The organism is [Pseudopropionibacterium] massiliense (assembly GCF_900607225.1).
In the GTDB taxonomy this organism is placed as follows: domain Bacteria; phylum Actinomycetota; class Actinomycetes; order Propionibacteriales; family Propionibacteriaceae; genus Arachnia; species Arachnia massiliensis.
The window spans coordinates 2,858,464-2,882,728 of record NZ_LR027842.1 but is presented as its reverse complement, the minus strand read 5'-3'; the positions used below and the strand labels follow the sequence as shown (position 1 = coordinate 2,882,728).

19 protein-coding genes are annotated in these 24,265 nt (G+C 66.0%); 11 read left to right on the top strand and 8 right to left on the bottom strand.

All coding sequences use genetic code 11. The features are described from left to right. Positions 1-236: 236 nt before the first annotated feature. Positions 237-950: a glycoside hydrolase family 16 protein gene (locus tag E0E39_RS12815; protein WP_165444793.1), complete on the bottom strand. Its 714-nt coding sequence runs from the start codon at positions 948-950 to the stop codon at positions 237-239. A 314-nt stretch (positions 951-1,264) separates the two neighbouring features. Between E0E39_RS12815 and E0E39_RS15860 the strand changes: the two genes are divergently transcribed. The 5 genes from E0E39_RS15860 (at position 1,265) to E0E39_RS12790 (ending at position 6,281) form a co-directional block, all read left to right on the top strand. Then, positions 1,265-1,945, top strand: a complete 681-nt coding sequence (locus tag E0E39_RS15860; RefSeq protein ID WP_165444792.1) for a DUF1707 SHOCT-like domain-containing protein — start codon at positions 1,265-1,267, stop codon at positions 1,943-1,945. 283 nt (positions 1,946-2,228) lie between these two features. Further along, positions 2,229-4,082, top strand: a complete 1,854-nt coding sequence (dnaK, locus tag E0E39_RS12805) for a molecular chaperone DnaK (protein ID WP_130875096.1) — start codon at positions 2,229-2,231, stop codon at positions 4,080-4,082. Next, positions 4,079-4,651, top strand: a complete 573-nt coding sequence (gene grpE / locus E0E39_RS12800) for a nucleotide exchange factor GrpE (protein ID WP_130875095.1) — start codon at positions 4,079-4,081, stop codon at positions 4,649-4,651. The genes dnaK and grpE overlap by 4 nt, the downstream gene beginning before the upstream one ends. 54 nt (positions 4,652-4,705) lie before the next feature. After that, positions 4,706-5,860 (top strand): molecular chaperone DnaJ, encoded by a 1,155-nt coding sequence (gene dnaJ / locus E0E39_RS12795; protein ID WP_130875094.1) that lies wholly within the window; start codon positions 4,706-4,708, stop codon positions 5,858-5,860. Between the two features lies 1 nt (position 5,861). After that, positions 5,862-6,281 carry a heat shock protein transcriptional repressor HspR gene (locus tag E0E39_RS12790; protein ID WP_130875093.1) on the top strand — a complete coding sequence of 140 codons (420 nt, stop codon included), beginning with the start codon at positions 5,862-5,864 and terminating at the stop codon, positions 6,279-6,281. Positions 6,282-6,437: 156 nt separating this feature from the next. Here the strand turns inward: E0E39_RS12790 and E0E39_RS12785 are convergent, their stop codons facing one another. Then, positions 6,438-8,054 (bottom strand): glycoside hydrolase family 13 protein, encoded by a 1,617-nt coding sequence (locus E0E39_RS12785; protein ID WP_130875092.1) that lies wholly within the window; start codon positions 8,052-8,054, stop codon positions 6,438-6,440. Next, positions 8,051-9,034 carry a LacI family DNA-binding transcriptional regulator gene (locus E0E39_RS12780; protein WP_130875091.1) on the bottom strand — a complete coding sequence of 328 codons (984 nt, stop codon included), beginning with the start codon at positions 9,032-9,034 and terminating at the stop codon, positions 8,051-8,053. The genes E0E39_RS12785 and E0E39_RS12780 overlap by 4 nt, the downstream gene beginning before the upstream one ends. 144 nt (positions 9,035-9,178) lie before the next feature. Between E0E39_RS12780 and E0E39_RS12775 the strand changes: the two genes are divergently transcribed. From E0E39_RS12775 to E0E39_RS12760, 4 genes are all read left to right on the top strand, one after another. Continuing rightward, entirely contained in the window at positions 9,179-10,387 is a 1,209-nt protein-coding gene (locus E0E39_RS12775; protein ID WP_130875090.1) for a sugar ABC transporter substrate-binding protein, read from the top strand. A 57-nt stretch (positions 10,388-10,444) separates the two neighbouring features. After that, on the top strand, positions 10,445-12,016 hold the full coding sequence (locus E0E39_RS12770) for an ABC transporter permease subunit (protein ID WP_130875089.1): 1,572 nt from the start codon (positions 10,445-10,447) through the stop codon (positions 12,014-12,016). Beyond that, positions 12,016-12,882, top strand: coding sequence for a sugar ABC transporter permease (locus E0E39_RS12765; protein WP_130875088.1), 867 nt, complete (start codon positions 12,016-12,018; stop codon positions 12,880-12,882). The genes E0E39_RS12770 and E0E39_RS12765 overlap by 1 nt, the downstream gene beginning before the upstream one ends. Positions 12,883-12,965: 83 nt before the next feature. Continuing rightward, positions 12,966-14,294 carry a dipeptidase gene (locus tag E0E39_RS12760; protein WP_130875087.1) on the top strand — a complete coding sequence of 443 codons (1,329 nt, stop codon included), beginning with the start codon at positions 12,966-12,968 and terminating at the stop codon, positions 14,292-14,294. A 55-nt stretch (positions 14,295-14,349) separates the two neighbouring features. On the opposite strand, the gene E0E39_RS12755 is transcribed toward E0E39_RS12760, so the two are convergent. The 5 genes from E0E39_RS12755 to E0E39_RS15855 form a co-directional block, all read right to left on the bottom strand. Then, positions 14,350-15,099 carry a lantibiotic ABC transporter permease gene (locus tag E0E39_RS12755; RefSeq protein ID WP_130875086.1) on the bottom strand — a complete coding sequence of 250 codons (750 nt, stop codon included), beginning with the start codon at positions 15,097-15,099 and terminating at the stop codon, positions 14,350-14,352. 110 nt (positions 15,100-15,209) lie between these two features. Continuing rightward, positions 15,210-16,100, bottom strand: a complete 891-nt coding sequence (locus E0E39_RS12750; RefSeq protein WP_130875085.1) for an ATP-binding cassette domain-containing protein — start codon at positions 16,098-16,100, stop codon at positions 15,210-15,212. After that, the gene (locus E0E39_RS12745; RefSeq protein WP_130875084.1) at positions 16,100-18,235 is read right to left on the bottom strand and encodes a peptidase domain-containing ABC transporter; all 2,136 of its coding nucleotides are present in this window, start codon (positions 18,233-18,235) and stop codon (positions 16,100-16,102) included. The genes E0E39_RS12750 and E0E39_RS12745 overlap by 1 nt, the downstream gene beginning before the upstream one ends. Then, entirely contained in the window at positions 18,223-21,144 is a 2,922-nt protein-coding gene (lanM, locus tag E0E39_RS12740; protein ID WP_130875083.1) for a type 2 lanthipeptide synthetase LanM, read from the bottom strand. The genes E0E39_RS12745 and lanM overlap by 13 nt, the downstream gene beginning before the upstream one ends. Positions 21,145-21,229: 85 nt before the next feature. Further along, positions 21,230-21,394: a hypothetical protein gene (locus E0E39_RS15855; protein ID WP_165444791.1), complete on the bottom strand. Its 165-nt coding sequence runs from the start codon at positions 21,392-21,394 to the stop codon at positions 21,230-21,232. Between the two features lie 280 nt (positions 21,395-21,674). On the opposite strand from E0E39_RS15855, the gene purF reads away from it, so the two are divergent. Further along, positions 21,675-23,138 (top strand): amidophosphoribosyltransferase, encoded by a 1,464-nt coding sequence (gene purF, locus E0E39_RS12735; protein ID WP_130875082.1) that lies wholly within the window; start codon positions 21,675-21,677, stop codon positions 23,136-23,138. Further along, positions 23,135-24,175: a phosphoribosylformylglycinamidine cyclo-ligase gene (gene purM, locus E0E39_RS12730; protein ID WP_130875081.1), complete on the top strand. Its 1,041-nt coding sequence runs from the start codon at positions 23,135-23,137 to the stop codon at positions 24,173-24,175. The genes purF and purM overlap by 4 nt, the downstream gene beginning before the upstream one ends. Positions 24,176-24,265 lie beyond the last annotated feature (90 nt).

Here is a 24,265-nt window from a genome sequence, read left to right as displayed (position 1 = left end):
GACGACTCCGCTGCGACCTGCCCGACCCGGCGCCAAGTGGCGGCCGGTTGAGCCGATCACCAGGGGAGCGTGACAGATCCGGCCGTGAGATCCCGGATATCCCTTGGGTATGTTCTCGACGGCCTCGATCGGAGGAGAACCGCGAGTCGTCCCGCCTCCGCGGAGTCTGCCCGCTTCCCCTCGCCGAGGCCCGGGAAGTGGGCCGGGCGACGTCGGGGACGGCGGGTTTCACGCGGTCAGGCGCGTGGCAGCAGGGGTACCCGGAGGGGGCGGAACATGATGGTCTGCTCCCACTCGAAGTTGTCATGCCAGTCTTCCAGGATGGCGGGGTTGACCCCTGCCTGGACGACCAGGTGCACGGGTACGTCGTTCGGGGCGTGCGGGGTGAGGAGTTCGCGACGGAGCCGGCCGTCGACGAACCAGCGGACGTGGCCCGGGTCGATGTCGACCTGGTAGTGGTGCCACTGGGTGACGTCGAGGTGGATCTCCTCGGGCGAGTGATCCGGGCTGCCGGTCTCGGGGTCGGGCCAGTGGAGATTGGTCAGTGTCTGACCGCTTCCGACGCGGCCCTCGACGAAGTTGATCTCCCCGAGGGGCCACTCGTTGTCGTTCTGCGGCCACAGCATGGCGACCAGTTCCACCCGGTCCGACGAGGGGGCTCGGAGCTCGATCTCCCAGGAACCGTGACCGGGTGCGTTGTGGACGCCGGCCCATGCCGGGCACAACAAGGAATTGTTCAGCGCCTGTTCGTGTCTCGCCCCGAGCTCGCGGTAGAGCTGATAGGCGGCGCGATCGAGACGCAACGTCAGTGCGAAGGTGCGGCCGTCGGGAAGCATCCTCGTCATGTCGGGACTGTAGCGGCCCAGGGTTCCGTGTGCTGGGCGTTGCACCCCCCAGCCCCCGTAGGTGTTGTACGCGAGTAGGGCGTCGTTCAGTGGCTGGATACGCATTGCCGGCCACCTCCTGTCCATCTGTTCATCGGATTGGTGTCCCGGGGAATTCCATTCTGCGCAGCCAGTGCCTTCGTCTCAACGGTAACCGGCGTGGCCGCCGCGGATTGAGCGATGGATCACTGCGTCGATGGCGTGGCCGTGGCGCCGGGGAAAGTGGTGGCCCGGTTCTGGGGGAGTCCGGTCAATGGGGGCGAAATCCGGGGTTCGCGGATGCGGAAAGCGCGCGGGGAATTTCGATCGCTTTTCAACTTTTTCATGATCTTGCGGGAAAGGTCGGGTGGGGCGACCGTGATGGCCGTAAGCTTCTTTTCATGTCGGAAAACCTGCCCAAGGGGTCGCGCCGGGTCCAGATGCGTGTTGGTCACCTCGAACGTGGCGAAGTGCTCGAGATACTTCAGAACGCCTACACGGCAGGGCAGATCGGGCATGAGGAGTTCGAGGACAGGCGGCAGTTCTGCCTCAGGGCCCGCTACGTCGATGACCTGTCCGGGCTCATCTCGGATCTCCCGGCCAGCGACAAGTGGCGCAGGGCGGAGCCGGCCGACTCGCCGCCGGAGAGGATCATCGTCGCGGACGAGGTGTCCCCGTACAGCGAGGTGATGGTCCTGAAGCGGGGGACGGTCCGAATGAGTCCCAGCATGTCGACGATACGAAGTCTGGTCGTGATGGGCAGCAGCACGATCCACATCGAGGACATCATGGCCCCGGGTGTGGTGATCGAGCTGAGCCTGAAATCCGTGCTGGGAACCATCATCCTCTATGTCCCGTGGCGGGTGCAGATCATCAACCAGAGCCTCAACATCCTGTCGGCGATCGACATCGAATCGGAAGCCGATGGCGATGGCGCGAACGGCGCGGTCATCATCAACGGCTGGCACATCATGGGAACCTTCAACATCCGGGTCGAGGAATACCTGAAGAAGGAAAAGGAAGAGAGGCGGAAGAGCCGCGCCATGAACAGCTACAGGAGAAGGAGGACATGGCGTCTGTGAGGGGACGAACCACCCCGGTGCCCTGGCCGCCGCATCGATGATCCGGGACGCGTGCGGCACGCGCAGGGGCCTTGTCGGCTCCTCCCGGTGCGGCACGCACATCCGGTCGCGCGGTGCGCGCAGGGGGACCCGGGGGAACCCTGACAGAACCCGAGTTGAGCCCCTGAGGCTCAACTTTGAGTTGCGACGTGACTTGTTCGTGTGGCATAGTTGAGTCCGCCCCACTCAAGGGGCTTGGGATTGGCAACACGCGCTAGCCGCACAACGAATCAGGAGATACCCCATGGCACGTGCAGTAGGCATCGACCTCGGCACCACCAACTCGGTCGTCGCTGTCCTCGAGGGTGGCGAGCCCACCGTCATCCCCAACGCCGAGGGAGCCCGCACCACACCGTCCGTGGTCGCCTTCACCCCCTCCGGCGAGGTTCTCGTGGGTGAGGTGGCGAAACGTCAGGCGGTCACCAACCCTGACCGCACCATCCGTTCCGTCAAGCGCCACATGGGCACCGACTGGAAGGTGGACATCGACGGCAAGGACTACCGGCCGCAGCAGATCTCGGCCTTCGTCCTGCAGAAACTGAAGCGGGACGCCGAGGCCTACCTCGGTGAGGCCGTCACCAACGCCGTCATCACCGTTCCCGCCTACTTCTCCGACGCCGAACGCCAGGCCACCAAGGAGGCCGGTGAGATCGCAGGCCTGACCGTGGACCGCATCATCAACGAGCCCACTGCCGCAGCCCTGGCCTACGGCCTCGACAAGGGCGACAAGGAGCAGACCGTTCTGGTCTTCGACCTGGGTGGTGGCACCTTCGACGTCTCCCTCCTCGACATCGCCGACGGCGTCTTCGAGGTCAAGGCCACCAACGGTGACAACCGGCTCGGTGGCGACGACTGGGACGCCAAGATCGTCGAGTGGCTGGTGACGCAGTTCAAGAACAAGCACGGCTTCGACCTGTCGCAGGACAAGATGGCCCGGCAGCGCCTCCAGGAGGCCGCCGAGCGCGCCAAGATCGAGCTGTCCTCGGCCTCCGAGACCTCCATCAACCTGCCCTACATCACCGCCTCGGCGGCCGGCCCGCTGCACCTCGACGAGAAGCTGACCCGCGCCGAGTTCCAGCGGATGACCCAGGACCTCCTGGACCGCTGCCGCACTCCGTTCAACACCGTCATCAAGGACGCCAACACCAGCGTCGACAAGATCGACCAGGTGCTGCTGGTGGGTGGTTCCACCCGCATGCCCGCCGTCGCCGATCTCGTTCGCGAGCTGACCGGCGGCAAGGAGCCCAACAAGGGCGTCAACCCCGACGAGGTCGTGGCGCTGGGCGCCTCCCTGCAGGCCGGTGTGCTGAAGGGCGAGGTCAAGGACGTGCTGCTGCTCGACGTCACCCCGCTGAGCCTCGGCATCGAGACCAAGGGTGGCGTGATGACCAAGATCATCGAGCGCAACACCACCATCCCGACGAAGCGCTCCGAGGTGTTCACCACCGCCGAGGACAACCAGCCCTCCGTGATGATCCAGGTGTACCAGGGTGAGCGCGAGTTCGCCCGCGACAACAAGTCGCTCGGCAACTTCGAGCTGACCGGTCTGCTGCCCGCGCCCCGCTCGGTCCCGCAGATCGAGGTCACCTTCGACATCGACGCCAACGGTATCGTCCACGTCCACGCCAAGGACCTGGCCACCGGCAAGGAGCAGTCGATGACCGTCACCGGTGGCTCCGCGCTGGCCAAGGAGGACATCGACCGCATGGTGCGCGAGGCCGAGAGCCACGCCGAGGAGGACCGCAAGCGCCGCGAGAGCGTCGACATGCGCAACGAGGGCGACGCCCTGGTGTTCCGCACCGAGAAGCTGCTCAACGAGAACGCCGACAGCATCGGCGAGGAGGTCAAGGCGCCGGTCGTCGAGGCCGTCGACAAGCTGAAGGAGGCCCTGAAGGGCGAGGACAACGACGCGGTCAAGGCCGCCATCGACGACCTCAACACCAAGGCCGCCGCCATGGGCCAGGCCATGTACGCCGCCGCCCAGGCCAAGGCCGAGGCCCCGCAGCAGGCTCCCGAGGGCGATTCCTCGAAGCCCGGTGGCGACGCCCAGGATGACGTCGTCGATGCGGAGATCGTGGACGACGAGGACTCCAAGTGAGCGAGCAGCCAACCCCCGATGAGGTAGTGGCGCAGGCCGAGGCGGTTGTCGAATCAGCCGCCTCGGCCCCCGCCGGGGCCGCCGGGACGGCAGAGGCCCGGCGGGGCGTGGAGAAGGACGAGGCTGCGGAGGAAACGCCCGACTGGGAGACCGTCGCAGCGGAGCGGACCGCCGATCTGCAGCGTCTCCAGGCCGAGTACGTCAACTACAAGAAGCGCGTGGACCGTGACCGGGCGCTGGCCCGGCAGCTGGGGATCGAGGTCGTCGTGACCGATCTGATGCCGGTGCTCGACGCGATCCAGCTGGCCAAGTCCCACGGGGAACTGGACGGCGGTTTCAAGATGGTGGCCGAGGAGTTCGAGAAGGTGGCGGCCAAGCACGGCCTGGTCATCTTCGGAGCAGTCGGTGACCCCTTCGACCCGACCCATCACGAGGCCCTCATGGAGGTTCCCCTCGAGGAGAAGGTCGCCGTGACCACGGTCTCGCAGGTCATCCAGCCGGGCTACCAGCTGAATGATCGCGTGATCCGGCCGGCGCGTGTCGCCGTCGCCAATCCGAGCCAGGGCTGAGCCGCGGACGGGGCCGGAGCAGTGGTTTCGGCCCCCGCAGATGAGAGGCGATGAGTGAGCACCAAGGACTGGATAGAAAAGGACTATTACAAGGTTCTCGGCGTGGACAAGAAGGCCAGCGCCGAGGAGATCAAGAAGGCTTTCCGGAAGATCGCCCGGGACAACCACCCCGACGCCAACCCCGGTGACAAGACCGCCGAGGCCCGCTTCAAGGAGGCCTCCGAGGCCAACACGATCCTCTCCAACCCGGAGAAACGCAAGGAGTACGACGAGGCGCGCAGCCTGTTCGGCGGTGCCGGGGTCCGCTTCGGGCGCAGCGGTTCGGGTGATGGCAACACCGGTTTCGAGGATCTGTTCCGCAATGCGGGAGGGGCGCAGGGCGGTTTCGGCGACCTGTTCGGCAACCTCTTCGGCGGCGGGTCGAGCGGAACCCGGCGCGGCTCCCAACGGGGTCCACGCCGCGGCGCCGACATCGAGGGCGAGGTGAAACTTGCCTTCGAGCAGGCGGTCGAGGGCACCACCGTCGCGATGCGCACCATCTCCGACGAGGCGTGCAGCGCGTGTCGCGGGACGGGAGCGAAGCCCGGGACGCTACCGAAGGTGTGTCCCGGCTGCGACGGCTCCGGGATGCGCAGTTCCACGTCGGGCGGGGTGTTCTCGATGAGCGAACCCTGCACCGACTGCCGCGGTCGCGGGTTGTTGGTTGACGACCCCTGCCCGGTGTGTGACGGTTCCGGGCGCGGGAAATCCACCAACACCGTCAACGTCCGGATCCCCGCCGGGGTCACCGACGGGCAGAAGATCCGCATCAAGGGCAAGGGCGTGGCCGGTCAGAACGGCGGTGCGGCAGGTGACCTGTACGTCACCGTGCACGTCACCCCCCACAAGCTGTTCGGGCAGCAGGGCAACAACCTGACCATCGAGGTCCCCGTCACCTTCGCGGAGGCGTCGCTCGGGGCCGACATCCAGATCCCGACGCTCCAGGGTTCCAGGGTGAAACTGCGTGTTCCCCCGAACACCCCGAACGGTCGCACCCTCAGGGTTCGCGGCAAGGGGGTGCGCAGGAAGGACGGCACCATGGGTGATCTGCTCGTCACCATTCAGGTGAAGGTGCCGGAGCAGCTCAGCGAGGCAGCCAGGAACGCGCTGCAGGAGTACGCCGAGAAGGCCGGTCAGGAAGATCCGCGGGCCGCGCTGTTCGGAGGCTGACATGGGCAAGAACCTGCCCCAGGCCTTCGATCCCGAGGCGCCGGTGTTCCCGGTCTCGGTTGCCGCGCAGCTGGCGGACATGCATCCGCAGACCCTGCGCGGCTACGACCGGCTCGGGCTGGTGGTCCCGAAACGGTCGCGGGGGAGGGGGCGGCGCTACTCCTTGAAGGACGTCGCGAAACTCCGCCACATCCAGCACCTGAGCCAGAACGAGGGAATCAACCTGGAGGGGATCCGGCGCATCCTGGCGCTCGAGGAGCAGATCGAGTCGCTGACCGCTCAGGCGGAACGCCTGTCGGAACTTCTGCGGCGGCTCGGCGAGACCCGGGAAGCGGCCCGCATCTTCACGGCCGACCCGTCGGGCGCGGTCCATCACGGACGTTTCCAGGCCCGCACCCGCCTGGCCCTGCCCTACCACTGAACAAAACAGATGAAAGGCCTGGCCCGCGCGGGCCAGGCCTTTTCACACCCCCGAAGCCGGTTGGGCCGGGACGCGAGGAACGAGCGGTCCGCGTCGAAACCACCGCTGGCAGTCGAACAGCCGGCCCGGCCACAGCACCTCGCGCGGCGGGTGTTCTCAGCGTCGGCGGAGCCACACCGCCGCGTCGGTGGGAAGTTCTCCCGACAGCTCGGTGCTGGCCAGCAGCACATCCCCCTCGGGCAGCGGAACCGGATCGCCCGCCACGTTGACCAGCACCCGCACCCCGCCGTTGTCGAAGGCCACGACGTGCTCGTCCGCATCCACCCAGGTGAGTTCGCCCAGGCCCAAACCGAGCTCGCGGCGCAACCGCAGGGCGTCGTGGTACATGCTCCAGGTCGAACCCGGAACCCCGATCTGCCGGTCGGCAGCCAGGGAGGCGTAGGAGTCGGGCTGCGGCAGCCAGGTCCGGCCGGTCGGGGAGAAACCCGCTCCGGGGGCGTCGCCGATCCACGGCATCGGGATGCGGCAGCCGTCGCGTCCCACCTGGTCGCGTTCGGAACGGAACCAGATCGGGTCCTGGCGCAGGTCGTCCGGAACGGTGGTGTGCTCCGGCAGCCCCAGTTCCTCGCCCTGGTACAGGTACGCCGACCCGGGCAGCGCCAGCATCATCAGCGTCGCCGCGCGGGCGCGCCTGATGCCCAGCGCGGCATCGGGTTGCGGGTCGGTGGCGGCGATGCCCTCGGTGTCGGAGGTGTCCTCGCGTGCCAGGCGGGTGGCATGCCTGACCACATCGTGGTTGCTGAGCACCCAGGTGGTGGGCGCCCCGACGGCGGCGTTCGCGGCCATCGTCTTCGTGATCACCCGGCGGTAGCTGGCGGCGTCCCACGCGGAGGACAGGAAATCGAAGTTGAACGCCTGATGCATCTCGTCCGCACGGACGTAGCGGGCCAGGCGCTCCGGGTCGGGAATCCACGCCTCGGCCACCAGCACCCGGTCGCCGTCGTACTCCTCCAGGACCCTGCGCCACCGCCGGTAGACGTCGTGCACGCCGTCCTGGTCCCACATCGGGCCCAGGTTGAAGTTGCCCTGTTTGGTGTGTTCCTCCGCGTCGGGCAGGCCGTCGGCTTTCACCAGGGAGTGCGCCACATCCACGCGGAAACCGTCGACCCCGAGGTCGAGCCAGTGCCGCAGGATGTCGTCGAAACCCTCCTTGACCAGGTCGGAGTCCCAGTCGAGGTCGGGCTGGTGGACGTCGAACAGGTGGAGGTACCACTGTTCCGGGGTGCCGTCGGGGCGCTTCAGCCGCGACCATCCCTCACCGCCGAACAACGACCGCCAGTTGTTTGGAGGCAGCTCACCGCTGGGGCCCCTGCCGTCGCGGATCAGGTAGCGTTGCCGCTCCGGGGCGCCGGGTTCGGCCGCGATCGCGGCCTGGAACCATTCGTGGGCGTCCGAGGTGTGGTTCGGTACCAGGTCGATGACCACCCGCAGGCCCAGCGCGTGGGCCTCCTCGATCAGTCGGTGGGCGTCGGTAGTGGCACCGAACAGCGGATCGACCTGACGGTAGTCGGCGACGTCGTAGCCGGCGTCGGCCATGGGGGAGCGGTAGAACGGGCTCAGCCACACCGCGTCCACGCCCAGTTCCTTGAGGTAGGGCAGTTTCGAGATCACGCCCGGCAGGTCCCCGTAGCCGTCACCGTCGCTGTCGGCGAAGGAGCGGGGATATATCTGGTAGATGGCGGCGGATCGCCACCACTCGTGGTTGTCTGTCATGTTCTGGGTCCTGTCGATTGACGGATGATCAGGTCGGGCCGGAAAACCAGTTCCGTACCGTCGGGGGTGTTGCCGTCCATTGCCCGCACCAGCCCCGAGACGGCCGCCTCGCACATGGCCTGGACGGGCTGGCGTACGGTGGTCAGCGGGGGATCGGTGAATGCCATCAACGGGGAGTCATCGAAACCTATCACGGAGAGGTCCTCCGGGACCCGGAATCCCCGGGAGCGGGCCTCACGGATCACTCCGAGCGCCATCAGGTCGGAGCCGCAGATGATGGCGGTGTGCCCGGTCGCCAGCAGTCTCGCCGCCGCGACCTGGCCGCCCTCCGGGGTGAAGATGGTGCGTTCGATGCTGTCCTTCCCGAAACCCAGCTCCAAGAAGGCCGACGACTTGCGCTGGGTGGGCAGGAAACGGGCCGGGCCGACGGCGAGCCCGATGCGTTCGTGCCCCAGCGACCTCAGATGGGCGACAGAGGCGGCGACGGCTTCGGCATCGGAACAGTTCACGAAGGCCGAGGCGAGTTTCGTGGTGTGGCCGTTGATGAAGACCGTCGGAACCCCGGCCTCCACCAGCCGCAGGTAGGGGGTGAGGTCAGCCTCGGTGTCGGCGGCGGCACCCGATATGGACACCACGCCGTCGACCCCCAGGTCCAGGAGGGTGGCGATGCACGAGGACTCGTTCGCGCCCAGCGGACCGGCTGCGGCGATCACGGCGCGGTGGACGGGCTGGAACATGGCGTCCAGGCGCTCCGCGAAGGCGGGGAAGGAGGGGTTCGACAGCTCCGGGACCATCACCCCCACCACCCCGGTGCGTTGCTGCAATTTTTCACGATCGTAGCCGAAGTCGGCCATGGCCTGGAGCACCGCCCGGCGCGTGTTCTCCCGGATCCCGGGTTTGCCGTTGAGCACCCGGGAGACAGTGGAGACGGATACACCGGCGCTGGCGGCCAGGTCCGACATCCGTGGTCGCGGGCTCATCCGTACCTCCGTTGGTCAGTCTGTCTGCCGAACGTTATCAAATTGTGGCCGAGATTTTCTGAAAAATTGCTGCAAACATGCAGAGTTTTTGTTAGCGTTTTGCATCAGCGGCGTCGAAGTCGACCCGCAGAACAGGAGAACCACATGAGCAAGCGCCTGCTCGCCCTGGCAGCCACCGGCCTGGTCCTCGCCCTGACCGCCTGCGGCTCCGCAAGCAACACCACATCGAACAGTTCCTCCGGCGGTTCCCAGGCATCCGGAACCCTCACTGTGTGGACCGACGAGACCCGCATCGAGGGTTTCAACGCCATCGGAGAGGCCTTCCAGAAGGCCACCGGGGTCAAACTGGAGGTGGTGCAGAAACCCACCGATGACGTTCGCACGGACTTCATCGCCCAGGCCCCCTCCGGGGCCGGCCCCGATCTGATCGTCGGCGCCAATGACTGGGTCGGCAGTCTGGTCAAGAACGGAGTCGTCGCACCCGTGGAACTCGGCGACAAGGCAAACGGTTTCTCCGATGCCGCGAAGAAGGCCTTCACCAGCGACGGGACCCTCTACGGCGTTCCCTACGCGGTGGAGAACATCGCCCTGGTGCGCAACAATGCCCTCGCCAAGGACACCCCGGCCACTTTCGACGAACTCATCGCCCAGGGCAAACAGCTCACCCCGGACCATCCCGTGCTGATCCAGCAGGGCGACAAGGGCGACGCCTACCACCTGTACCCGGTGCAGAGCTCCTTCGGTGCCCCGCTGTTCAAGCCCGACACCACCGAGATCGGCATGAAGGGTGAGGCCGGCGAGAAATTCGCCGCCTACATCAAGACGCTCACCGACGAGGGTGTGCTGTCCGAGTCCATCGGAGGGGACCAGGCCAAGCAGGCCTTCCTCGACGGCAAGTCCCCCTACATCATCACCGGCCCCTGGTGGACCGGCGAGTTCACCAAGGCCGGGCTCGACATCTCGGTGCTGCCCGTGCCCTCCGCGGGCGGCCAGCCGTCCGCCCCGTTCATCGGGGTGCAGGGCGTCTACCTGTCGTCGTACTCCAAGAACGCGCTGCTGGCCAACCAGTTCCTCGACTACATGGCCGGTGACGAGGCGCAGAAGATCCTGCAGGAAAAGGGTGGGCGCCTGCCCGCGCTGAAGTCCGCCGCGGCGGCCGTCACCGACCCGGTCCTCAAGGGCTTCGAGACCGCAGGTGAGAGCGGCCAGCCCCTGCCCGCCACCATCACCACCATGGATGCCGTCTGGAGCCACTGGGGTTCCGCCGAGCTCAGCATCCTCCGCGGGGAGGATCCGGTGTCCACCTGGCAGCAGATGATCTCCAACGTCGAGGACGCGCTCGCCAAGGGCTGATCGGTGCTCCACGCGGGGGCGCTCCGGCCCCCGCGTGGTTTCCGGTCCGGGAACAACATGAAAGAAAGAACCGACCCAGCAGAGCCGCGGCTGTCCCACGCCCGCGACTACACGCGTCCCGGCTTCTACGCGAAGCTGGTCCTGATGGCCCTGGTCAACGCCTTCGGGCTGTACGGCATCATGGTCTCGATTCCCCAGCGGCAATGGCTCGTGCTGGGTTTCCTCGCCGTGACGCTGCTCGTCGCCGACTACGTCTACTTCTCCAAGCGAGCAGTCCCCGCCAAGTACCTGCTGCCCGGCCTGGTCTTCCTGCTCGTCTATCAGGTCTACGTGATGGGCTCGACGGCCTGGGTGGCGTTCACCAACTACGGCGACGGCCACAACGACTCCAAGCAAGCTGCCATCACCCAGATCCTCAAGGCCTCTGACCGCAGGGTCGAGGGCACCTCAACCTATCCCGTGACCGTCGTCGAGAAGGACGGCGAACTGGGATTCGCGGTGGTGCGCGACGGCCACGCCGAGGCCGGAACCCAGAACACTCCTCTCGCTGAGGTGCAGGGAGCGGTTGTCGCCGGCACCAGGGTGACGGAGGTGCCCGGGTGGAACGTGCTGTCGCCGCCTGACGTGCAGGCACGGCAGAAGGATGTGCTGGAGTTGCGCGTCAACCTCAGTGACGACCCCACCCAGGGGTGGTTGCGCACCGACAACGCGTCCTTCGCCTACGTCGCGAAGTCGGCGTTGACCCACGACGCCGCGGCCGACACCTTCACCGACCCCGACGGGAAGATCTACCACGCCGACGAGTCCGTGGGAGCCTACGTCGCCAGCGACGGATCGCAGCTCACCCCGGGCTGGCGGGTGTTCGTCGGGACCAGGAACTTCACCGAGGTCTTCAACGACTCGCGGCTGACGGGACCGTTCCTCAGCATCACGGCCTGGACGTTCGCCTTCGCGATCCTGTCCGTGGCCACCACGTTCGCCCTCGGGCTGGCCCTGGCCGTGATCTACAACGACAAACGGGTGAGGGGACGCACCTTCTACCGCGCGATCTTCCTGCTTCCCTACGCCTTCCCCGCGTTCCTGGCGGCTCTCACCTGGAAGGGCATGCTCAACCGGGAGTTCGGGATCATCAACCAGATGCTGGGCGGGGCCGACATCGCGTGGCTGTCCGACGGGAACCTGGCGAAGTTCGCCATCCTGGGGGTCAACCTGTGGCTCGGATTCCCCTACATGTTCCTGGTCAGCACGGGTGCGCTGCAGGCCATCCCGGCCGAGCTGACCGAGGCCGCCATCATGGACGGGGCGGGGGCGTGGCGGAGGTTCCGCAGCGTGACGCTACCGATGCTCATGGTTTCCCTCGCGCCGCTGCTGATCGCCAGTTTCGCATTCAACTTCAACAACTTCTCGCTGATCTACATGCTCACCGGCGGTGGCCCGAACTACTCCGGCTCCCCGCTGCTGATCGGTGAGACCGACATCCTGATCTCGATGGTCTACGCCATCGCCTTCGAGTCGGGAGGCAAACAGTACGGCCTGGCCTCGGCACTGTCCCTCATCATCTTCGTGGTGGTCGGTGTCATCGCCTGGCTCGGATTCCGGCAGACCCGCAAGCTCGAGGAGATCATGTGATGAACGACAACGTCACCCTCAAGGGCGCCCGCTGGTGGAAGGAAGTGGGCTGGAAACACATCCTCGCGGTGGTTCTGATGCTCTACTGCATCTTCCCGCTGCTCTACGTGCTGTCGGCCTCCCTCAACCCGGGAGGCACGATCAGTGGATCCAGCCAGCTGTTCCGCACCGTCTCGGCGGAGAACTACGCCACACTGTTCGGCACCAACTTCCCGCGCTGGATGCTGCAGTCGTTCGTGGTCAGCATCTCGACCGCGATCGGGACGGTGCTGATGGCCGCGTCGGCGGCATACGCGTTCAGCCGGTACCGGTTCACGGGACGCCGCGGCGGGCTCACGGCCCTCATGCTGGTCCAGATGTTCCCGCAGATGCTGGCCTTCGTCGCCATCTTCCTGCTGCTGCTGATGCTCCGCGACGTCTACCCGGTGCTGGGGCTCAACTCGGCCCTCGGGCTGATCGCCGTCTACCTCGGCGGTGCACTCGGCGGCAACACTTTCCTGATCTACGGGTTCTTCAACACCATCCCGAAGGAACTGGACGAGGCCGCCCGCATCGACGGCGCCACCCACGCCCAGATCTTCTGGGGGGTCATCATGCGGCTGGTCACCCCGATCCTCGTGGTCGTCGGCCTGCTGTCCTTCGTCAGCAGCTACGGTGAGTTCATCCTCGCCAAGGTCGTGCTGCAAAGGCCGGAGGACTACACCCTGGCGGTCGGCATGTACGTGTGGGCCTCCGACGAACGCAACGCCCCGTGGTCGCTGTTCGCGGCGGGCGCGGTGGTCGCGGCCATCCCGATCATCCTGCTGTTCATGTACCTGCAGAAGTACATCGTCGCCGGACTGACCGCGGGCGCTGTCAAGGGCTGAGGGTCCGGAAAACTCCGCGGCCGGGCATCGGCAGGGACTGACGTCGTCGGTCCCTGCCGATGCGCTCTCGGTAGGGTGAGGGCATGACCAATCTCGCCTGGAACGTCGAGAGGGTGCTGCCCTCCGCCATCGCCGACCTGCACAAGCTCATCGCCATCCCGTCCATCTCCTCGATGCCGGAACACGACGCCGACGTCGCCGCCTGCGCCGAGACGGTCTCCGGGTTGTTCCGGGACCTCGGGGCCTCGGAGGTGAAACTCCTCGACGGCGGCGGGAAACCCGCGGTGTGGGCGAACTTCCCCGGACCGGAGGGGACACCGACGGTGCTGCTGTACGCCCACTACGACGTCCAACCCACGGGTGATGCCGAGGCCTGGACCTCCCCGGCGTTCGAACCGACGGAACGCGACGGCAGGCTGTACGCGCGCGGATCGGCCGACGACAAGGGCGGGGTGGCGCTGCACGTGGCGGCGCTGCGGGTCTTCGACGGCAAACCGCCGGTCGGGGTGAAGGTGTTCATCGAGGGCGAGGAGGAGATCGGGTCGCCGAGCATGCCGACGCTGCTCGACCGCTACCGCGACGAACTGGCCGCCGACGTCTACGTCGTCGCCGATTCCGTCAACTGGGAGGTCGGCAAACCCTCGCTCACCACGTCGCTGCGGGGGGTTGCCGCCTGCGAGGTGACGGTGTCCACCTTGGCGGAGGGGCTGCACTCGGGACAGTTCGGCGGGATCGTGCCGGACGCGTTGACCGCGCTGTGCCGGCTGCTGGCCACCCTGCACGACGACGCCGGGAACGTCGCGATCGAGGGGCTCGTCTCCGGGCCCGGACCCGACCTCGACTACCCCGAGGACCGGTTGCTGGAGGAGACCGGGCTGCTCGATGGAGTCTCGCAGCTCGGCGACGGGTCGGTGGTGGAGCGGATGTGGTTCAAACCCTCCGCCTCGGTGCTGGCCATCGACGCCACCCCCGTCGCGAAGGCCTCCAACACCCTGGTGCCGTCGGCCCGCGCGAAGGTGAGCGTGCGTCTCGTGCCCGGGCAGGACCCGGCAGCCGCGGCGAAGGCGCTGGAGGAGCACCTGCGCAGCCACGCCCCGTGGGGCGCTCGGGTCGAGATCGATTCGGAACAGGTCGGGGCGCCGAGCCGGATCGCCCTCGAAGGGGAGAGGGCCGAGGCCGCACGGAAGGCCTTCCGGGACGCGTTCGGGGTCGAGGCCGTGGAGATCGGCTGCGGGGGCTCGATCCCGATCGTCGCCGAGTTCGCCGACCGCAACTCCGAAGCCCTGGTGCTGGTGACCGCCGTCACCGACCCGAACTCGCGGATGCACGGCATCGACGAGTCGCTGGACCTCGGTGACTTCGCCAAGGCGGCCCTGGCGGAGACCCTGCTGCTGAACAATCTCGCGGGCTGAGCCCGCACATCCCGGTTGCGCGACACTCACGTTGGTGGAATCCCGGTCTGCAACCTCAGATCACTCGACGCCGCAGAGGCAGGAAGCCGATTGTCAGGATCGCCAGGGGGTAGGCGATGGCTGTCGCGATCAGGAGCGGGTAGTTCAGCGTGGCCGTCACGTTCGGGGCGTTCGTGGTCAGGAAGTTGAAGACGTTGTTGGGCAGCCATTTTGCGATCTCGCGCGCCGTATCAACCGGGATCTGCCCGATGATGATCGGTGCGATCAGGATGATTCTGATGTAGAGTCCGAGGGCCGTCGCGCTGTTTCGCAGGATTAGGGCGATGCCTGCCGCGAAGCTCACCGCGCTCATGGTGACGAAGGCGAGTGCTGCGATCTGCCTCCACACGGCGGCGTCGAGCAACGAGATCGAGTACGGCGTGCCTGCCAACAACCAGCTCTCGAGCGGCACCACGACCACCATCATTGCGACAGTCCCGACGGCGCACGTCAGAGCGGGCCATATCGTCTTCGCCACCACGAAACTCAGCGGTCGTTGAATGGCAGAGTGGGTGGTGTAGATGAAACCGGAGGACCACTCGGAGCAGATGAACAGAATCGCGACGACACCGAGGAAGATCTGGGCGAAGGGGAATCCGAACACCGCGATGTCCTGGACGAAAGCCGGGTCGTCCAATGGATGGCCGCTTCTGAACGAGTTGGTGACACTGAATGCCACGGCGGCGACCAAACCTGTCATGGCGAGGAGCCCGGCGGCCAAGTTGAGAAGCAGCGTCCGATTCCCGAAGAAAACGTGACTCTGCATGCGCAGGGAGGCGAATCGCCGCAGGCGCACAGGCGATGGGGGTGTGTGCCCTTCCCGCCCTCGACGTGCCGTCGTGTCCGAAATCCGATTACTCAACGTTGTGGTGCTCATCAGCTTGCCTTCCGATGGTCAGGGGCGGTTAATTCCAGATAGGCGTCTTCCAAGGAGGTGCGTTTGGTCGCGAGGGTGAGTGGGACGAAGCTGCCTTCATGAAGGATCCGCCCTATGTCCTCGTTTTCGCAGTCGAAAACGTGGATGACCCCGTCGACCATCTCGGCCCGGAGCCCACGTCTGGCAAGTTCGCGGAGGAGACGATGATTCTCAGTCGTGGAGACGACGACACATGAGGATGTCGTGTGGATGTCCTGCAAGGAACCGGACCAGATGGTGCTGCCGTGGTTCACCATGATGATGGTGTCGGCCATTTCCTCGACTTCAGCCAAGGAGTGGGAGGACAGGAGGACTCCGCCGTCTTGCCGAGCGAAGTTGCGCAGCAGCTCCCGCAACCAGATGATCCCATCGGGATCGAGGCCGTTCATCGGTTCGTCCAGGATGAGGAATTGCGGCTCCCCGAGAAGCGCGAGGGCGATTCCGAGACGCTGCTTCATTCCCAGCGAGAAGGTGCCGACGCGACGCCGCAGCGCGTGCCCCAGACCCACCTGTTCCAGGAGTGTCCGCCCCTTGTTCTTCGAGATGCCGTAGGCCGCGGCCAACGACTGCACAGCGGTCATGGGGGTGAGTTCCTTGAGAACGCCTTGCCGATCGATGAGGGCCCCGAACGTCGTCAACGGGTCGGTCAGATCGCGGATGCGCTGGCCGTTGATGGAACAGCTTCCACTGTCAGGTTCTTCCATGCCGGTAAGCATCCGCAGTGTGGTGGACTTGCCGGCTCCATTGGGACCCACGAAGCCGACGATCTCGCCGGGCTGGACTGTCAAGGAGACGTCTGCGACGGCCTGGATGGTGGCATAGGACTTCGAGATGTGCTTGATCTTGAGCATTACAGTGTCGCTCCTTGAAGCTCGTGATGGGTTCGATAGGCGTTGTACATGCGGAAAAACAGGCCGTGACGGTCAAACAGATCATCGAAGGTGCCCTGCTCGGCGATTTCGCCATGATCCATGACCAGGATCCGATCTGCTCCGGTAATGGTTTCGAGCCGGTGCGTCACCGTGATGGTGCTGCACCCGACAGCACTCAGGTTCCTGTGGACAACAGCCTCCGTCTCCTGATCCAGTGCCGACGTTGCTTCATCCAGGATGAGGAGACGCGGGTGTCGCAGCAGGGCTCGCGCGATGGCGATCCGCTGCCGTTGGCCCCCCGACAGGTTCTGTCCGCCGTTCGTCAGGAAAGTGTTGAGGCCCATCGGCAGGCCTTGTTCCCTCAGGTTGAAGCAGGCCTGATTCAGGGCTGCGATGAGTTCAGAATCGTCGATGCTCTGGTCCCCCCAGACCAAATTGTCCCGAAGAGTGGTGTTGCGTAATGGGGCGTCCTGCGGCACGTAGACCACGTTGTCGAAGAAGCTCGGCTTGGCCACCTCGGCCAACTCTGTTTCACCGCAGCGGATGCTTCCCCGATCGGGGCGGTAAAGGCCCGCCAGCAACCCGACGAGCGTGGACTTCCCGCTACCCGTGGCGCCTACGACGGCGATCCTCTCGCCTTCATGGCACTGGATGCTGACCTGGTTGATGGTCTGCGGTGCGAAACGTGAGAACTTGAACGAGGCGGCCTCGGCCAGCAGGGGGAAGCGGAAATCCTTGCCGGAGACGTCGGCGAAAACGCTGTCCTCCTGGGCCGAGAGGATATCGTCGATGCGCCGAACGGTGGCGTTGGCTTCACCGATCTCGATGGCCATGGAGCCCAGACTGCTGAGCTGACTGAAGAAGACTCCGGCGATCATCTGGAGACCCACTGCTGCTGGGAGCGCCATCGCCCCGCCCAAGGGGGAGATCGCCAACACCAGGACGGAGAGCGGGCCGAAGCTCTGGATCGTGGAGACGGTAGCGGTGAGAGTACCGGACAGCAACGCTCGGGTGCGGCGGGTGCGAACCGCGGCTGTGTTGTGCCCCACCCATGAGGTGAACGCCTGCTGTTCAGACCCGAGGCTCTTGACCAACTTGATCGAGTTCAGCGAGTCCACCATGACCGCATTGGCCAGTGATTCCGAGGAGTTGAGGTTCTCGGTCAGCCTGTTGGCGACGCGTCGGCTGGCCTCGAAGGCGACGACATAGACGCCCAGGATGAGGGCGACCACCATCCCGATGGTGGGGGTGGCGACGACGATCCACCCGAGGCTGACGAGGGCGATCACGCTGGAGACCACACCCCGGGCGAGGGTGGTGGACAGCGATTCCTCCAGCCGATTGACGATACCGACCCGGAAGAGCAGTTCACCCACGGGCCGCACCACGAAGTAGGAGTACGGGGCGTTGAGCAGCTTGTGGAAAACTGTCTCGCCGAGCCGCTTGCCGATGTCGGTGGCGCAGAAGGTGGTGACAGCGATGTTGAGCAGTTGGATCAGGAAGAAACCAGCGGCGAGAGCCACCAGCATTCCTGTCAACGATGCCTGAGGCGTGGTCGTCGCCTGCTGGAGCAGGCCACTGGTCAGGTTTGGAAGTGCCATTGTCGTGGCACCCACGACAACGGCGCCGATGAGTACAGCCGCCAAGAGGTACGGACGACGCCAGGCGATACCGAGCACGCTCCGCCACGGAGATGGATCAGGGGTTTCTTGGCGGGTGGCGGGGCTGGTCACGCACAGGGCCAGGCCGGCGAAGTGCTCAGCAAACTCATCGGCACCCACGACGCGCCGGCCTCCAGCCGGATCGACGATGACGTGGCGTTTTCCAACGGTCCGTTCCAGGACCACGTAGTGCGACGGCTCCCAGAGCAGGATGGCTGGCGTGGGAAGTCGATGGACTGTGGACACGATGGCGCGGTACACCTTGGCCGTGGCTCCCTGGGATTCGATGAGCTGCTTGAGCTGTGGGATCGTCAGTCCGTCCCGTCCAGGAGCGAATGCCTCGCGCAAGGCGTTGAGGGAGAGTCTGCTTCCCGCGCTCCGGAGCGCCATGTGAGCGCAGGCGATGCCGCAGTCAGACTGGGTGACTTGGTAGGAGGTCTTCACGCGAGCCACAGTGGACTCCTCACGGCAGGTCGGGTTTCGTCCATGGAGGCCTCGAAGAGCGCAGCCCCTCCGGTGCCGCCCATGAGGGAGTGGGAGATGGAGTTGCGGGTTGGTTTGGTGAGCTCGCGGGGCAGGACCTCCCTGAGATAGCGCCGTGAGGCGCATGTGACGTCCTCGGCCAAGTGGTCGTCCTGGGTCAGGGAAGCGACGTGTCGGAGGATCCACAGGTTACCCACGTCGCCGTGACACAGGGAGATGTTCCCGCCGAAGCAGTCGCGTTTCGTGGCGTCCACAAGCAAGCTGATTGTGGGCTCCAGGTGATGGTCATCGAAACGTCCCGTGGAGTGGATCTGGGCCAGTGCCAAGAGCAATCCCGGGCTGCCGGAGCACCATCCCCGACCCTTGAACTTGTGGTCCGTCCCGATGGGCCACAACCCTGTCCGTGGATCTCGTTCGTCGAGGAGCGAGATCAGGACGGCGCGTGCCACCGAGTCGACCTCGCTGGATCGGACGAGAGGGGCGGCCAAGGCCAGTGCGGCCCCGACCCCTGCGGTGCCGTGGGCGTACCCGGTCAAGGACATGGGTTTCCTGTCTGAAAGAACCCAGTCCGCGAGCCTCCGGGAGACTATCCGAAGAGCTGCCAACGACTGCTCCGAGTCATTGAGCGGGTTCGCGACCAGGTTGGTCATCAAAAGCACCATGCCTGCATCCCCGGCCACGATGTCGTACCCGTTCGAGGGAGCCACCGCCAGAGTGCGAAGCAACTGGCGTGCCTGCCCGGCCAACGCGGCATCATTCACCAATTGTGCGTAGCAGTCAGCGGCCCAGAGAGCGGACTCGGTTCCCGCCAGGGCGCCGCGCGTGAAGCGGGGATCCAGCAGGTCGGCCTGTTGGAGTTTGTCCACCAGCTGGCGGAAGAAATCGTCCGCCCGGGTCCTGGAGCCATCCACATGGGCCGATGCCAGGGCCACTCCGCTGGACCCTGCATATGCGTCGATGCTGAGCTCGTGGGGATACCAGTACTGGTGGGCGGTGTCGCTCAGGCGCGCTCCCAGCCACGTTGGGGTGAACTCGTTCTCGCCGCCCACGAATCCGAGATTCAACGCATCCCAGGAGTGACGTGTGGGTGTGGCGGTTCCGGGGGCGACCGGGTTGCTGAACCGGAATGCGGTGCCCTCGGTGTCCTCTTCGTAGTACGGGGCGAAGGACACCTGGATCAGCCATTCGCTGAGCTCGATGAAATTCTCGTCGATTCGTTCCAACGCATTCGTGATCGAGTCGAGCGGGGATGCGGTCATCGCATCGGGTAGGACCACCTCGTCCCCTGACAGTAGGTCCGTGCCGGTTGCCGCTACGACGAAGGCGGGGGTGTCCCACTGTGCGAGCTGCCTCAATTCCGAGGCGAGAAGGGGAGCGGGGACGTCGTCTCGAAAGACGCCGACCCGTGAGAGCGCGGCCAACAGGAGCTCGGGGTCGCTGAGGCACGCGGCGTTGGTGGCGAGCTCCAACGCCTTTGAGTAACGGATCGTGTCGGCGGCGACACTGCGGACAGTCACGTCGGCGAAAGTGCGTCGAATGAAGGCGAGCAGCGCCGGGGTGTCGGGTAGGGCCGCTGTGAGGGTCAGCCGGAAGGAACGGCAGACGGCGTCGATGAAATCCTTGGCGACGAATCTCTCCGGCGGCGATTCCTCCAGGGACTCCGAGACGCCGGAGGGCTCGATACGCATGTCTGATGTGAAGGGGTCGCGAAGGGTCAGCGATCGTTCGCCGCTGCCGGTGGGACGACGCTGCCCCAGGACCCCGACGTCCACGAAGATGGGATTGCGTTTGTGGGGCACCATCAAGGGTGAGGGAAAAAATCCGGAGGTCGTCACCAGCTGGCTCAGGGCGCGTGCGGCAGGGCCGAGCGGATTCCTGCTGGATTCCAGGACGCTGGAGAAGAGGGTCTCGGTGTCCGTGAGAATTGGGATTCCGTCCCGGAATCGGACGTTCTCGAAATGGACATCCGAGATTCCGAGGAGCTGGATCGTTGCCGCGAAATTTCCGAGGGCCTCTGGGTCGTCGAACCTGGTTTCTTGGTTATCAGCCACGTATTCGGCCCAGCCGTGATCACCGCTGTCAATGACCTTGCATGAGAGAAATTTGGTATTTCCGGTGATGTCCTGGAGATGCTTCTGGAAAAGTGAGAAAGCCTGATCGTTTGCCAAGGATCTCGGCTTGTACACGACCTTGGATTTGTCGGAGAACGTCAGAATGGAGACGGATTTTCCGTGGTGAGAATCTCCTTCGCCCAAGGAGATGTTGGAGACCTTGACGTCGTTCCCGACTCCGAGTTCGTGGAGAAATGGTAGATCTGATGCTGTGTGATCGAGTAGTTGGAGAATGAAATCGGTGCGACGACGCACGATGTTGCGTGCGATGTGTACGGCAATCGGGAAACGTTCCTGGAACAGCCGCAGGCCGTGCTTGGAAGCCAGGAAGGTGGACAGGCGTGTGTATTCGGCCGTCCGGCATGTGATCTGGTCATCGGGGAGCCGGTGTTCTGAGGCGAGGTGGATCTGCGCCCTGAGCAGGACATTCTGCATCTGCGAGACCGTTGCCGTGAGGACGGAACGCAGCGTGTCGCGGGGGTGCGACAGGAGCTCATGGTCTCTCAGCCGGCCGAGGAGGCAAGTCAGATCCTCGTGGGCAACGGCCAGGGTTGCCTCGAAGAAGGGGATGGGTTCCGGGGAGTCCGTGGTGGGCAGCAGCTCAAGAGCCTGCTGGAGCAGTTCCGGTGGGCAGCACGTGACCGCGGTCGCCCCCGTGGTCCGCGACATGAGGTTGGCCAGCTCATCGGCGGCGCGATTTCTATGCAGAAGTGCGTCGACCTCGGTGGAGTTCAGTTCTGGAAATGCCGCGTAAACTGTTGGGTGCATGATTGGGCTCCTGTGTGGTGGTGAGTGACGGTGGGGGGCGAGAATGCCCTCACGACCCCACCGCCGGTAGAGTCATTCCGCTGGGTCACTTGAACAAGCCGCAAATGAAACCATGGCACTCCCAGGAAACGGTGCAGACGGCGCCGATGGTGCGGGTGCCGGGGACGGTCCAGAGGCCGCCGGCCTGGGTTTTCTCGGACTGCGAGAGCTCGTGATCAGCGACTTCCTTCAGGAAATTCATGTCGGACATGGTTACTCCTTTTTCCTTGGTTGACCCTGTGCCGACCTGATTCAAAACTATGAGGTTCTCGCCAGCAGGTCGACCGGATGCCAACTTTTGGGGAATGGGCCACTCGTGTGATTCAGACGCTGCTTGGCATTCTGGTCAGAGTGGATGCGGGATTCCGGCGAAGTCTCTGGAGTCCTGCCGGGTCGCGGGGCCGGGGGATGAGTGGCGTGCGGCCCGGCTTGTCGGTCCCGGGGTCCGTCGGGGATGTGGGTTACCGACGAACCCGCGATAAGCTGAGTCGGTGCTCCGACCTGATGGCCGACTATCCCTCGATCTCGACCCCGTCGACCACGGCCCGAAGGACGCCTGCGGCGTCTTCGGGGTCTTCGCCCCATCCGAGGACGTGGCCCAGCTGACCTACTACGGGCTCTTCGCACTCCAGCACCGCGGCCAGGAATCCGCCGGCATCGCGGTCTCGACGGGGGAGCGGATCACCGTGTTCAAGGACATGGGGCTGGTCTCCCAGGTCTTCGACGAGGCCACCCTCACGTCCCTGCGTGGGCGGCTCGGCATCGGCCACACCCGCTACTCCACCACCGGCGCCTCGGTGTGGCACAACGCCCAGCCGACCTTCCGCGCCACCCGCAACGGCGGCCTGGCGCTGGCCCACAACGGCAACCTCACCAACACCCACGAACTGGAGTCCTGGCTCCGCGAACTCGACCCCGGCCAGCGGGTCCCCGAGAAGAAGACCATGGACTCCACCAACGACACCTCGCTGGTGACCGCGCTGATGTCCTCGTTCGGGACCGAACCGATCGAGCAGGTCGCCATGACGGTGCTGCCCAGGCTGCGCGGGGCCTTCTGCCTGACCTTCATCAACGAGACGACCCTGTTCGCCGCCCGCGACCCGCAGGGCGTGCGCCCCCTGGTCCTGGGGAGGCTCGCCACCGGCTGGGTGGTGGCCTCCGAGACCGCCGCCCTCGACATCGTCGGCGCCAGTTTCGTCCGCGAGGTGGAGCCCGGCGAGTTCATCGCCATCGACGAGGCGGGGCTGCGCAGCCGGCGTTTCGCCGAGGCCAGGCCGAAGGGCTGCCTGTTCGAGTACGTCTACCTGGCCCGCCCCGACACCACCATCGCGGGACGCAGCGTCCACGCCACCCGCGTCGAGATCGGCCGCATCCTCGCCCGCGAACACCCCGTGGAGGCCGACCTGGTGATTCCCACCCCCGACTCCGGCACCCCCTCGGCCGTCGGCTACGCGGAGGCCTCCGGCATTCCCTTCGGCCTCGGACTGGTGAAGAACGCCTACGTGGGCCGCACGTTCATCCAACCCAGCCAGACCATCCGGCAGCTCGGCATCCGGTTGAAACTGAACCCGTTGAAGGAGGTCATCGCGGGCAAACGGCTCGTGGTGGTCGACGACTCCATCGTCCGCGGCAACACCCAGCGGGCCCTGGTGCGCATGCTCCGCGAGGCCGGGGCGAAACAGGTGCACGTGCGCATCTCCTCGCCGCCCGTGGAATGGCCCTGCTTCTACGGCATCGACTTCGCCACCCGCGCCGAGCTGATCGCGCCCGGGCTGGGGGTTGACGAGATCTGTCGGTCGCTGGGGGCCGACTCCCTGGGCTACATCTCCCTCGACGCCCTCACCGAGGCCACCCACCGTCCCGCCGCCGACCTCTGCCGCGCCTGTTTCGACGGCCGCTACCCGATAGCGGTCCCGAAGGGCCAGGCCGAGCTGCTTCACCTGGAGGAGAAATGAGCCAGTCCGCCTACGCCGCCGCCGGGGTCGACATCGAGGCCGGTGACCGCGCCGTCGAACTCATGAAGGCATCCGTGGCCCGCACCCGCCGCCCCGAGGTGCTGGGTGGGCTCGGGGGCTTCGCCGGGTTCTTCGACGCCTCGGCGCTGAAGGGATACGCCCATCCGGTGCTCGCGACCTCCACCGACGGGGTGGGCACGAAGGTCGCCATCGCCCAGGCCCTCGACCGCCACGACACCATCGGCTTCGACCTGGTCGGCATGCTCGTCGACGACCTCGTGGTCTGTGGCGCAGAACCCTTGTTCGTCACCGACTACATCGCCTGCGGCAGGGTGGTTCCCGAACGGATCGCCGCCATCGTCTCGGGCATCGCCGACGCCTGCGTCGCGGCGGGCTGCTCCCTGGTCGGCGGGGAGACCGCCGAACATCCCGGGCTGCTCGGCCCGGGTGAGTACGACGTCGCGGGCGCGACCACCGGGGTGGTGGAACGCGACGCCATCCTCGGTGCCGACCGCGTCGAGGCCGGGGACGTGGTGCTGGCGATGGCCTCCTCCGGGCTGCACTCCAACGGCTACTCGCTGGTGCGGCACGTGCTGCTGGAACAGGCCGGCTGGCGCCTCGAGATGCACATCGACGAACTCGGCCGCACCCTCGGCGAGGAGCTGCTCACCCCGACCAGGGTCTACGCCCTCGACGTGCTCGCGCTGATCCGCGAGGTCGAGTGTCACGCCTTCAGCCACATCACGGGGGGCGGGCTGGCCGCCAACCTGGCGCGCGTGATCCCGGCGGGCCGGAGGGCCCGGCTGGAGCGCGACTCCTGGACCCCGCCCGCGATCTTCCGGCTCGTGCAGCAGGCGGGACGGATCTCGCAGGCCGACATCGAGGCCACCCTCAACATGGGCGTCGGCATGGTCGCGATCCTGCCCGAGACCGGCGTCGACGCGGCCGTCGCGCTGCTGGGGTCGCGGGGAATCGACGCCTGGGTGCTGGGCCGCATCGAGACCCACGACGGCCCCGGTGTCGCCGAACTGGTCTGACCCCATCACCCGGCTTTGTTCTCCTTGGAGCTGGTTGAGCCGACCTGCGAGCGGCAGCGAGTGGGTCGTGTCGAAACCATGTCGTGGGGG

Bases quoted from the DNA above. Each gene is read 5' to 3' on its own strand.
- E0E39_RS12770 (WP_130875089.1), top strand. From the start codon at position 10,445: ATGAAAGAAAGAACCGACCCAGCAGAGCCGCGGCTGTCCCACGCCCGC.
- lanM (WP_130875083.1), bottom strand. From the start codon at position 21,144: ATGCACCCAACAGTTTACGCGGCATTTCCAGAACTGAACTCCACCGAG.
- E0E39_RS12790 (WP_130875093.1), top strand. From the start codon at position 5,862: ATGGGCAAGAACCTGCCCCAGGCCTTCGATCCCGAGGCGCCGGTGTTC.
- E0E39_RS12765 (WP_130875088.1), top strand. From the start codon at position 12,016: ATGAACGACAACGTCACCCTCAAGGGCGCCCGCTGGTGGAAGGAAGTG.
- E0E39_RS15860 (WP_165444792.1), top strand. From the start codon at position 1,265: ATGTCGGAAAACCTGCCCAAGGGGTCGCGCCGGGTCCAGATGCGTGTT.
- E0E39_RS12815 (WP_165444793.1), bottom strand. From the start codon at position 950: ATGCGTATCCAGCCACTGAACGACGCCCTACTCGCGTACAACACCTAC.
- E0E39_RS12755 (WP_130875086.1), bottom strand. From the start codon at position 15,099: ATGCAGAGTCACGTTTTCTTCGGGAATCGGACGCTGCTTCTCAACTTG.
- E0E39_RS12785 (WP_130875092.1), bottom strand. From the start codon at position 8,054: ATGACAGACAACCACGAGTGGTGGCGATCCGCCGCCATCTACCAGATA.
- E0E39_RS12775 (WP_130875090.1), top strand. From the start codon at position 9,179: ATGAGCAAGCGCCTGCTCGCCCTGGCAGCCACCGGCCTGGTCCTCGCC.
- dnaK (WP_130875096.1), top strand. From the start codon at position 2,229: ATGGCACGTGCAGTAGGCATCGACCTCGGCACCACCAACTCGGTCGTC.
- E0E39_RS12760 (WP_130875087.1), top strand. From the start codon at position 12,966: ATGACCAATCTCGCCTGGAACGTCGAGAGGGTGCTGCCCTCCGCCATC.
- E0E39_RS12750 (WP_130875085.1), bottom strand. From the start codon at position 16,100: ATGCTCAAGATCAAGCACATCTCGAAGTCCTATGCCACCATCCAGGCC.
- purM (WP_130875081.1), top strand. From the start codon at position 23,135: ATGAGCCAGTCCGCCTACGCCGCCGCCGGGGTCGACATCGAGGCCGGT.
- E0E39_RS12780 (WP_130875091.1), bottom strand. From the start codon at position 9,034: ATGAGCCCGCGACCACGGATGTCGGACCTGGCCGCCAGCGCCGGTGTA.
- E0E39_RS15855 (WP_165444791.1), bottom strand. From the start codon at position 21,394: ATGTCCGACATGAATTTCCTGAAGGAAGTCGCTGATCACGAGCTCTCG.